The organism is Catenulispora pinisilvae, from assembly GCF_015356865.1.
GTDB classification, from domain to species: domain Bacteria; phylum Actinomycetota; class Actinomycetes; order Streptomycetales; family Catenulisporaceae; genus Catenulispora; species Catenulispora pinisilvae.
In genome coordinates this window covers 17,338-27,601 of sequence record NZ_JAAFZA010000134.1, presented here as the reverse complement: position 1 = coordinate 27,601, position 10,264 = coordinate 17,338, and the positions used below count along the sequence as shown (strand labels likewise).

The 10,264-nt window shown below is 70.1% G+C and carries 11 protein-coding genes and 1 pseudogene; 4 read left to right on the top strand and 8 right to left on the bottom strand.

What is annotated here, in order from left to right; genetic code table 11:
* The 3 genes from IZR01_RS30390 to IZR01_RS30380 form a co-directional block, all read right to left on the bottom strand.
* The coding region (locus IZR01_RS30390) for a copper resistance CopC family protein (RefSeq protein ID WP_194925879.1) at nt 1–932 on the bottom strand (932 nt) is incomplete at its 3' end.
* Nucleotides 923–1,480 (bottom strand): hypothetical protein, encoded by a 558-nt coding sequence (locus tag IZR01_RS30385; protein WP_194925878.1) that lies wholly within the window; start codon nt 1,478–1,480, stop codon nt 923–925. The genes IZR01_RS30385 and IZR01_RS30390, both read right to left, overlap by 10 nt.
* 155 nt (nt 1,481–1,635) lie before the next feature.
* Complete coding sequence (locus IZR01_RS30380; RefSeq protein WP_194898638.1) at nt 1,636–2,349, bottom strand: hypothetical protein; 714 nt, start codon at nt 2,347–2,349, stop codon at nt 1,636–1,638.
* Nucleotides 2,350–2,745: 396 nt separating this feature from the next.
* Between IZR01_RS30380 and IZR01_RS30375 the strand changes: the two genes are divergently transcribed.
* Entirely contained in the window at nt 2,746–3,639 is an 894-nt protein-coding gene (locus tag IZR01_RS30375) for a LysR family transcriptional regulator (protein ID WP_194925877.1), read from the top strand.
* A 59-nt stretch (nt 3,640–3,698) separates the two neighbouring features.
* On the opposite strand, the gene IZR01_RS30370 is transcribed toward IZR01_RS30375, so the two are convergent.
* Complete coding sequence (locus tag IZR01_RS30370; protein ID WP_194925876.1) at nt 3,699–4,451, bottom strand: SDR family NAD(P)-dependent oxidoreductase; 753 nt, start codon at nt 4,449–4,451, stop codon at nt 3,699–3,701.
* A gap of 192 nt (nt 4,452–4,643) precedes the next feature.
* Here IZR01_RS30370 and IZR01_RS30365 point away from each other — a divergent pair, with 192 nt between their 5' ends.
* Nucleotides 4,644–5,573 carry an aldo/keto reductase gene (locus tag IZR01_RS30365; RefSeq protein WP_194898641.1) on the top strand — a complete coding sequence of 310 codons (930 nt, stop codon included), beginning with the start codon at nt 4,644–4,646 and terminating at the stop codon, nt 5,571–5,573.
* 49 nt (nt 5,574–5,622) lie between these two features.
* Here IZR01_RS30365 and IZR01_RS30360 read toward each other — a convergent pair whose 3' ends face one another.
* On the bottom strand, nt 5,623–6,411 hold the full coding sequence (locus IZR01_RS30360; RefSeq protein WP_194898642.1) for a TetR/AcrR family transcriptional regulator C-terminal domain-containing protein: 789 nt from the start codon (nt 6,409–6,411) through the stop codon (nt 5,623–5,625).
* A 90-nt stretch (nt 6,412–6,501) separates the two neighbouring features.
* Here IZR01_RS30360 and IZR01_RS30355 point away from each other — a divergent pair, with 90 nt between their 5' ends.
* Nucleotides 6,502–6,891 (top strand): VOC family protein, encoded by a 390-nt coding sequence (locus IZR01_RS30355; RefSeq protein WP_194925875.1) that lies wholly within the window; start codon nt 6,502–6,504, stop codon nt 6,889–6,891.
* A gap of 148 nt (nt 6,892–7,039) precedes the next feature.
* On the opposite strand, the gene IZR01_RS30350 is transcribed toward IZR01_RS30355, so the two are convergent.
* The 3 genes and pseudogenes from IZR01_RS30350 to IZR01_RS30340 form a co-directional block, all read right to left on the bottom strand.
* Nucleotides 7,040–8,140, bottom strand: a complete 1,101-nt coding sequence (locus IZR01_RS30350) for an ABC transporter ATP-binding protein (protein ID WP_194898644.1) — start codon at nt 8,138–8,140, stop codon at nt 7,040–7,042.
* Nucleotides 8,141–8,387: 247 nt separating this feature from the next.
* Nucleotides 8,388–8,788, bottom strand: a pseudogene (locus IZR01_RS30345) (arsenate reductase ArsC).
* Between the two features lie 37 nt (nt 8,789–8,825).
* Nucleotides 8,826–9,218 (bottom strand): ArsR/SmtB family transcription factor, encoded by a 393-nt coding sequence (locus tag IZR01_RS30340; protein WP_194925874.1) that lies wholly within the window; start codon nt 9,216–9,218, stop codon nt 8,826–8,828.
* A gap of 79 nt (nt 9,219–9,297) precedes the next feature.
* On the opposite strand from IZR01_RS30340, the gene IZR01_RS30335 reads away from it, so the two are divergent.
* On the top strand, nt 9,298–9,783 hold the full coding sequence (locus tag IZR01_RS30335) for an ArsI/CadI family heavy metal resistance metalloenzyme (protein WP_194925873.1): 486 nt from the start codon (nt 9,298–9,300) through the stop codon (nt 9,781–9,783).
* Nucleotides 9,784–10,264 lie beyond the last annotated feature (481 nt).

Below are 10,264 nucleotides of genomic sequence, written 5' to 3'. Positions count from 1 at the left end.
ATGAACGCGTGGCCCTCGCGCGTGCCGAGGGTGACGGAGAGCAGGGAGCGGTCGAGGAGGTGGGTGAGGGGGAGTCCGCGGGCTGCGGGGGCGTAGGCGGTGACTTGGATCAGGGTGCCGATGAGGAGGAGGGACCAGCCGAGGGCGGCGGGCCAAGTGGGGATTGAGGTCGAGGCCGACGTTAAGGTCGCGGGCTGAGGCTGAGGCTGAGGCTGAGGCTGAGGCTGAGGCTCAGGTTCGGTGGCCGGGGTGGTCGCGATTGCGGCGGTGCCTTCTGACTGAAGCTCGGCGCGCGAGTCGCCGGTATCCAGCTCAGCGGCTCCGGCTCCGGCCGCGGCTGTGGTTTCGGCATGATTGATGTCGGTGCCCCGCGCTTGATGCTCGATCGGCGATCCGTCGCCCCGCGGCCGCCCCCGCCGCCGATACGTAAACAGCGCCGCGACCCCGCCGACCATCGCCAGTCCCGCGAAGCCGACCCACTGCCCGGCGTCGTACATCGCACTCGTCAGCCGGTTGTGCCCGAGTCCGGCGACGCTCACCGCCGCGCTCGGCGCCCCGACCGAGAACTGCACCTGGCCCGAGCTGGCGTGGCCGTCGTCGGCCGCCGTCGCCTGCCACACCACCACGAACGTGCCGTGCCGGGCCTCGGGTGCCAGGTCCACCGCCATGCTGCTGGCGCCGAACGGGCCTGCGTGCGGGGCCCCGGTGTCCAGGCGGCGGCCGTCCGGGCCGATCACCTTCACCGCGCTCAGCCGCAGCACGATCTCCTCCGAGAACCGCAGCGCCACCTGCGTCGGCTCGCTCCGCACCACAGCACCCTGCGATGGGGTCGACGCCACCAACTCCGCGTGTGCTGAGGCTGGTCCGGCCAGCACCACCAGCGCCGCGATGGCCGCTGCGCACACCGTCAGGACTCGCCGTGTCAGTGACACTCGCCCGCCGCCTTCCGTTCGGCCACCACCTGCGCGACGCCGCCGCGGTACGCGGCCAACGTCTGCGCGTCCGGCTGGTACTTCCACTTCCCGCCCTCGAAGACCACCGCGCCGCCGCCCGTCATCGAACCCTGATGCCAGGTCACGCTCACGTTCGTGGCGTCCACGTTCGTCGCCGCGTCGATGACGTACGGTTCGCCCAACGCCGGCCGGCACCGCGTGTTCAGCTGCACGTAGTCCGCCTCGCTCAGCGCCGCCTGCCCCGCCGCCGACCACAGGGCCCACGCCTGCGCCCACCCGCCGCCGGACCACAGTCCCAACTCCTCCGTGGCCACCGATCGGGCCTGGACCATCGACGGCCCCGAAGGCTTGCCGCTGTGCGACCCAGAACCCTGCGATCCAGAAGCACGTGACCCAGAACCATGCGACGTCGACCCGCGCGACCACCCCGCCAGCACCCCGTTGACCGCGACCACCGCGACCACCACCGCCAGCAGCAACCACCACCCGGCGGCCCGGCCGCGCAATCTGAGGCGTGCAGCGCCCATCGTCCCTCCCAGGAACCGGCGATAACCCAAGACCGATCACGAAAGCGGCGTCGGGGTTGACGGCCAGCGAACCCCGCCGCCGCTCTCCGTCGCCCCCGAGCGACTGCGGAACGGGACGGCGGCTCAGATCCCGCGACCGCCGCCCCGCCGGGGGCTCAGTTCGTGAGCCGGTTGGTGCCGTAGTGCAGGATCATGCTCTGGTTGGCGCTCAGGTTCAGGTCCGCGGTGAAGCGCAGCGAGTCGCGGATCTGGTCGTTGGTGATCGCCGTGCTCGGCGCGCCGCCCCAGGTGTAGGTGAACGTCTGCCCGGGCGCGAGCTGGCGCTGGGCCAGGGATACGTCGTGGAAGCCCAGCCGGGCGATGTAGAACGACGTCCCGTCGCCGCGCGGCACCTCCAGATAGTCCTGCTGCGGGTGCCCGTACGCCTGCGACGCCGAGTACGAGTGGTCGTCCGAGCTCGACGGCGCGCGCCAGATCAGCACCGCGCAGTCGGTGGCCAGCGTCTCGGAGGAGGTGTTGGTGAAGGTGAACGTCCAGTCCCCGTAGTACTGGTCGCCACTGTACGAAACCGCCTCGGACAGCCCCACGTTGCTGGCGAACGCGGTGGTCAGCGGTTCACTCAGGATCGGGTTGGTGCCGCTGATCGGGTGGTTCACGCCGGTGGCGCAGCGCTCCAGCGACGAGCTGTAGTCCGACGGCGCGCCGGTCGGCACGGCCTGCGTGTAGCTGGCCGGCCCGGCGGAGACCGCGGAGGTCGCGGTGCTGTCGGCCGCGGCGCTGCCGCCGCTGCCCAGGGCGGCGATCCCGGCCGCGACCGCGGCCGTGGCCAGGCCCGCTGCCAGGCCCCGTTTGGTGGAGATGCGTTGCATGCGGGTGTCCTTTCTCCAGCGAAGAGCTCTGCGGGCTCTGGGTGGAACGCCGAGAGCTCGTCAGGACTCGTCAGGACGGTCCCCGGCCGGCATGCCGGGGATCGGGGTGGTGCCGGTGGCATGGCTCCCACGCCCTACGCCGGCGCCACGTACTGAGGGAGTTCGGCGCCGCTGTCGGCCGCACGTCACGGGAGAGGTGATGTGGTGAAGATCCGCATATAAGGGTTTTGTGATGCGGATAACGTTGCGTCATGAAAAGGTCTACTGCCGCCGGTTGGCCGAGTCAAGGCTTTTCGGTGCCTTGGTCTAGTCCATTAGGTCTAGACCCGTGCCGACTCGCTGAAGAAAAGGGGCACGCCAGGGCTTCGCAAGGGGAGCGCGTGACAGGATGGGCCGATGGAGTTGCGTCAGATGCAGGGCTTCGTGGCGGTCGTCGAAGCCGGCAGTCTGTCGGCGGCGGCCCGGCGGCTGCACGTGAGCCAGCCGGCCCTGTCGCAGACGATCGCCGCCCTGGAACGTGAACTGCGGGTGCCGTTGCTGGAACGCAGCAGCACCGGCGTGAAGGTCACCGAAGCCGGCGGCCTGCTGCTCACCGAGGCGCGCGCCGTGTTGGCCCGGCACGAGCAGGCACTGCGGGCCATGGCCCGGTTCACCGCGGGTGACGGCGGCGTCCTGCGTCTGGGCATCCCGCTGGAGTTCCCCGCGGCGGTGCTCGCACCGGCGCTCGCCGAACTCGCCGAGTCGTGCCCGAACACCCGGGTGCGGGCGCGACACCTGTCCACCGCCGAGCAGATCGCCGTGCTGCGGGCCGGGGAACTGGACGTCGGCCTGCTCCGCGAACGCCCGATCGGGCCCGACTTTGACGCGATGCTGGTGACCCGCGAACGGCTCGGCGTGCTGCTGGCCGCCGACCAGGCCGCCGACCTCGCCGGGCCCGACGGGGTGCCGCTGGACGCGCTCGGTGGCCTGGACTGGCTGGCGTTCCCGCGCTCCGACAGCCCGGCCTGGCACGACGAGGTCACCGCGATCCTGCGCAGCCACGGCCTGGCCCCCGGTGCCGACGCCCCGCCTGGACAACGGCTCATCGCCGAGGTCAAGCTGGCAGCGGTGACGGCGGGGAAGGCCTTCGCGCTGGCCCCGCCGGACTGGTCGCAGCCGCTGCCCGACGGCGTGCTCTGGCAACCGCTGGCGGGCCACCCGTTGGTGCGCCGCACCTGGGCGCTCTGGCCCGCCGACTCGCGGCGCCGTGATGTGGGGCTGCTGATCGCCGCGTTCGATCGGGACGAGTGAATCAGTAGGCTGAATCAGACTGAATCAGCGACTTGAGTCGGCTGGCTCACCGGCCCCACTCAGACCGCGGTCCGACCGCCGTCCACCGGCAGCACCACACCCTGCACGAAGCTGGCACCGTCCCCGGCCAGATACACGACCGCCGCCGCGATCTCCGCCGGCGCGGCCGGACGCCCGGCCGGCGCCTGCGCGGCGAGCTGGTCCAGTCCCTCGCCCATCGCGACGGTCCCCTCGGTGCGCGTCGGGCCGACGCCCACCGCGTTGACCCGCACGCCGCTGGGCCCGTACTCGGCGGCCCACGCCTTCGTCAGCAGGTTCACCGCCGCCAGGCTCGAACCGTACAGCGCCATGCCCGCCGCGCCGTAGGCGGCGACCTGGGTGCTGATGTTGACGATCGCGCCCTTGCCCCGCGCGGCCATCGCCGGCGCCAGCTCCGCCACGAGGAAGAACTTCGCCTTCACGTTCAGCGCATACAGCTTGTCGAACTGCTCCTCGGTCATCTCCGCGGTCGGCCCGAACGGGTAGGCCCCGGCGTTGTTCACCAGGATGTCCACCCGCCCGCCGCCGGCCTCGACGGCCTGCCGCGCCAGCCGCCGCGCCGCCGCCGCGTCGCTCAGATCCGCGGAGATGAAGTCCGCCTTCCCGCCCTTTTCCCGAATGCCGGTGACGACGCTTTCCCCGCGCTTGCCATCGCGTCCCGCGACGAGCACGTGTGCCCCCTGCTCGGCCAGCGCCGCCGCGATCGCGGCCCCGATACCGCTGGTCGCACCGGTGACCAGAGCCACGTTTCCGTCCAGGGAGAATGCAGTCATGGGAGTTGCCTTTCCTGAAGTCCATTGGTGACGCTTCGTCGAACCGCGGGCGCCGTCCCGTACTTCCGTAGTGGCCACAGGCATTCCTTATGGCCGATATCGGCTCAGATTCTGGCCGCCCTCACAAGCGCCTGGAAGCGCTCAGACGCCCAAGATCTTTACCCGCACCGCCGCGATCTGATAGGAGTCACTGTGACTTCCGCTCAGCACGCCTCCGCGAACCCGTCCGACACTCCGAACGCCGCCGCCGCCGGAACCTGGCAGCTCGGCGACCGCACCGTGAACCGCCTCGGTTTCGGCGCCATGCGCGTCACCGGCACCGGTGCCTTCCACAACGGCACACCCCGCGACCGCGCCACGTCGATCGCCGTCGTCCGCCGCGCCGTCGAGCTCGGCGTGAACCACATCGACACCGCGGCGTTCTACTTCTCCGCCCTGCGCTCGGCGAACGAGATCATCAACGCCGCGCTGTCCCCGCTCGGTGCCGACGCCGACCACGTCCTGGTCGCCACCAAGGTCGGCCCGCGCCGGGACCGGGCCGGCGGCTGGGAGGCGGCGGCGACGCCGGCGGACCTGCGCGGCGACGTCGAGCAGAACCTGCGCGAACTCGGCCGCGACCACCTGGACCTGGTCTACCTGCGGAACATGCGGTACGAATCGATCGCCGAGCACTTCGGCGCGCTGGCCGACCTCCGCGAGGAAGGGCTGATCCGCGACCTCGGGGTGTCCGGCATCTCCACCGCGCAGCTCGCCGAGGCGCGCGAGATCGCGCCGGTGGTGTCCGTGGAGAACAAGTTCGGGCTCGACGACACCGAATCGATCGACGTCATGAAGGCCTGCGGGGAACTCGGGATCGCGTTCGTGCCCTTCTTCGCCATCGCCGGCGCCCGCTCCGGTGCCCCGGCGCCCGAGGAGGTCTCCGAAGATGCCCGCGTCCTCAAGGTCGCCGAAGCCCACGGCGTCACCTCGCAGCAGATCCGCCTGGCCTGGACCCTGTCGCAGGGCTCGCACGTCCTCGCCATCCCCGGCACCGGCGACCTGGCCCACCTGGAGGCGAACATCGCCGCCGGCGCGATCCGGCTGACCTCGGAGGACCTGGAGTTGCTGGCTTCCGGTGACTGACAGTTCTGCGACTGACAGCGACTGAAGGCTCTGCGGCGGCGGCCCTGTTTTAGCGGGTCCGCCGCCGCCCCGCGATCAGCGCCTCGAAAGAATCCAGCACCCGCTCCAGCCCGAACTCGTACGCATGGTCCGCGTCATAAGCCGCGCCATGCGCCTCTCCGGCCGCCGATCCCACGCGCACCGCGTTCGGGTACTTCTCGGCGTCGAACACCTTCTCCAGCAACGGCGCGTTCGCCTGCCACCACTGCCGGTCGCTCATCGCACTCTCGGCCTGCGCGGCGCGCGTGTCCGCGGCGCTGCGGGCCCAGCCCTGCACGAATCCGAGCAGGTGCGTCAGGCAGTCGTCCGTCTCCACGTCGCCGAGCCCGGTGTCCTCGAACGCGGTGAGTTCGTGTTCGTACTTGGCCATCAGCCCCGGGCCCAGCGGCGGCCGTGCGGTCGAGACCTCCGCCGCCCACGGATGCACCTCGAACAAGGCGCGGTTCTCTTCCGCGATCGCCTTCACTCGCGCGCGCCACGGCTCGCCGGCGGTGTCGGGGCGCGGCATCGCGTCGTACGCGGCGTCCATCATCAGGTCCAACAACTCGGCCTTGCCCGGCACGTACGTGTACAGCGACATCGGCACCACGCCGAGTTCCTGCGCGACCCGCCGTATCGTCACCGCCTCCAGCCCCTCGGCGTCGGCGAGCGCGGTCGCGGCGGCGAGCACCGCGTCCACGCTGAGCGCCCGCCGTGGTCCGCGGCGCGGGGCGGGCGGAGTGGCGGGGTCCTCGGCGGCGCGCCAGAGCAGCCGCAAGGTCTGGGCCGGGTCACCGGCGCTGGTTCGTTCCGTCGGCACGGGAACAATCCTCCCGCATCGCGAGTTGTACCTTGTACACTGTACGCCGCACAGTATTAAGTGTCAGCCCGGCAACATCCTGGAGGAGCCATGCGCGTCACCGCGAGCGCCGTGTCCCTGAACGTCGCCGACGTCCCCGCCTCCACCCGATTCCTCATCGACCACTTCGGCTTCCGCGAGGAGACGGCCGCCGACGGCTTCGCCTCCCTGACCCGCGACGACGTCGGCATGCACGTCGTCTACCTGCGCACCGGCCTGCCGACGCTGCCGGCCGACCAGCGCGACGACCACGCCGACGGCCTCATCCTCGCCTTCACGGTCGACGACCTGGAGGGCGAGCTGGCCCGGCTGCGGAACGAAGGCGTCGCCATCACCATGCCGCTCACCTCAGAGGAGTGGGGCGAGCGGGCTTTTCAGGTGCGCGATCCCAACGGGGTGATCGTGCAGCTGGTCGACTGGAAGGCCGTCGCCGCTGTGTGACCCCTTGCCGACCCCTTGACCAGTTGACCCCTTGCCGACCTCTTGCCCCCTTGACCCTGCGGAGGGAAACGTCAGCCCGAGCGTCCCGGCTGACAACACGAAAGCCGGGCGGTGGCCCGCCCGGCTTTCGTGGTCCGCGTTCAGCAGATCAGTCCTGGATCTCCAGCCGTTCGCCGGTGCTGGAGGAGAACAGGTGCGTCTCGTGGCCGTGCGGCTTGGCGTAGAGGGTGTCGCCCTTCAACGGGACGGCGCGGGCGTCGACCCGCAGGATCATGTCGACGTCGCGGTCGCCGACGTGCGCGTTGGTGTAGGCGAAGGCGTCGGCGCCCAGTTCCTCGACCAGGTGCACCTCCATCGCGATCGCGCCCTCGGGGTCGCCGACCAGGTCGAACGATTCCGGGCGGATGCCGATCGTCAGGCTGGTGGCACCGCTGGCAGTGGCCTGCGACAGGGCCTCGCGCGAGACCGGGACGACCAGGCCGTCCAGCTGCACGCCGCCGTCGACGATCGGCACCTCGACGAGGTTCATCGCCGGGGAGCCGATGAAGCCGGCCACGAAGACGTTCGCAGGCTTCTCATACATGCCGCGCGGGGTGTCGCACTGCTGCAGGAGACCGTCCTTGATGACGGCGACCCGGTCGCCCATGGTCATGGCCTCGACCTGGTCGTGGGTGACGTAGACCGTGGTGGTCCCGAGGCGGCGCTGGAGCGAGGCGATCTGGGTGCGGGTCTGCACACGCAGCTTCGCGTCCAGGTTCGACAGCGGCTCGTCCATGAGGAACACCTGCGGTTCCCGGACGATCGCCCGGCCCATCGCGACGCGCTGACGCTGACCACCGGACAGCGCCTTGGGCTTGCGGCCCAGGTACTCGGTGAGCTCCAGCAGCTTCGCCGCTTCCTCGACTCGCCTGGTGATGGTGGCCTTGTCGATCTTCGCGATCTTCAACGCGAAGCCCATGTTCTCGGCCACGGTCATGTGCGGGTACAGCGCGTAGTTCTGGAACACCATCGCGATGTCCCGGTCCTTCGGCGGAAGGTGCGTGACGTCCCGGTCGCCGATGAAGATGCCGCCGGAGGAGACCTCCTCCAAGCCGGCGAGCATGCGCAGCGCGGTGGACTTACCGGAACCGGACGGGCCGACCAGAACCAGGAACTCTCCGTCCGCGATGTCGAGGTTTAGCTTGTCGACCGCGGGCGAATCGGCCCCGGGATAGACGCAGGACGCGTCCTGATAGACGACACCAGCCATGTCAACCTTCCCCTTCTGACCGGCAGGAACGTGCCGGACGATCCAAGTCTGAGGGTCGGCGCCGCGCTCGGAGGAGACGCGGACCGCTGTTGTGACGACGGTACTCCGGGATCGCGATCTGGGAAGTGCAGATGTTGTGTCGATCCCGTCACGCCAGGCCGAAGGCGGTGGCGGGGACTAAAGCGCTATCGCTTGCGGGCCGAGCCGTGTCCGCCGCCCCGAGCTATCCGACCGGCCCGAGCTATCTCTATCCGACCGGCCCGAGCAGTTCGCTGATGAGCCCCCGCACCCGCCGCTCGATGTCATCGCGAATCGGCCGCACCGCCGCAACGCCCTGCCCGGCAGCTCCCAGTCCAGATACCGCTTGCCCGGGTAGACCGGGCACGCGTCACCGCAGCCCATGGTCACGATGACGTCGGAGGCGAGCGCCGCCTCATCGGTCAGCACCTTCGGCGTCTCCGCCCGCAGATCGATCCCGACCTCGGCCATCGCCGCCACGACCGCCGGATTCACACTGCCCGCCGGCGCCGACCCCGCCGAGCGCACCGCGACGCGGTCGCCCGCGAGGTGCGTGAGGAAGCCGGCAGCCATCTGCGAGCGCCCGGCGTTGTGGACGCAGACGAACAGGACGCTGGGCCTGCCGGTCATGCGGCGCTCACCCTCCCACGCCAAATCCCCGGCCTCCTCACACCAAAGCCCCGGTCTCGGCCGGTGCCAGCAACCCGGACAACCGCCCCAACGTCCGCGGCAACACCCAGTAATAGACCCACGTCCCGCGCCGCTCGGAGCCCACGAGCCCGGCGTCCCGCAGCACCTTGAGATGGTGCGAGATGGTCGGCTGCGACACGTCGAACTCCCCGGTCAGATCGCAGACGCAGGCCTGGCCGCCCTCGAACGAGGCGATCAGCGAGAACAGGCGGAGCCGTACCGGATCGGCCAGCGCCTTGAAGACCTTCGCCAGGTCCGTCGCATCCGCCTCGCCGAGCGGTTCGCGGGCCAGCGGAGTGCAGCACAGCACGCCGGGCAGGCCCGGAACGCTCTGCGCAGGCTGGAGAACCGGCAACTCCTTCTTCGACATACGTCTATGTTGACAGCCATCGATACAAGAGGCAACCTTGACTGCATAGACACTCGTCTATCCAGCCAGGAGGCCCACCATGTCCCGCGTCCAACTCGCCCTACGCGTCACCGACCTGGAGGCCTCGATCGCCTTCTACAGCAAGCTCTTCGACACCGAGCCAGCCAAGCGCCGCCCCGGCTACGCCAACTTCGCGATCGCAGAACCGCCACTCAAACTGGTGCTGATCGAGGGCACCGCCAACGCGCCGACCCGACTGGACCACCTCGGGGTGGAGGTCGAGCACACCGCCCAGGTCACCGCGGCCACTTCGCGCCTGGCCGACGAGGGCTTGCCGACCGCGGTGGAGGAGGCCACAACCTGCTGCTACGCGGTGCAGGACAAGGTTTGGGTAACCGGACCGGGGGCGGAGCGGTGGGAGGTGTATACCGTTCTGGCCGACGCCCAGCTCGAAGGGCATACTGTGATGCCCGATGGCTGCTGCACGCCGGAGGGTGCTTGCGCTGTTCCGCAGGTGGCCGAGGTTGAGGTCGGGGTTGAGGCCGAGGCCGAGGCCGAGGTCTAGGTCGGGGTCAGGGTCAGGGTCACGGTCACGGTCTCAGGCCGTGTGCCGGAGGCGTGATGCCCGACTGGCGGTGATCGCGGTTCCCTTACTGGAGTTTGCGGGCCGGGTGCGGTTGGTGTGTGGGTTGAAAGGCGATTTTTACGGCCTTCGGTCATGGTTGTGCCGGTTCGGGGTTCGGGTCGGCGGGTGTGTTCGTCGGCTGCCGGTTTGCGCGTTCAAGACCCCGCCGCACCTCAGGCCTCTTTGACTCCGGCAAGTTGGAGCAAGGGCAGATCAACAGCAAGATCAAGAGCCGGATCACAAACAAGATCAACGGCACAGTCAAGGTCAAGAGCCCTGATGAAGAGCCCGGCGCCTCCGGCGGGGGCTCTTGGCTCCCTCGGGGAACTGGCGCGGTTCCATAGGGTGGCCGGGTCAGGGCCCTGCGCTGGCGGTTTGTGAGGTGGTTGCGGTTCGTTCCCCTCGGTCGCGTCGTCAGCCC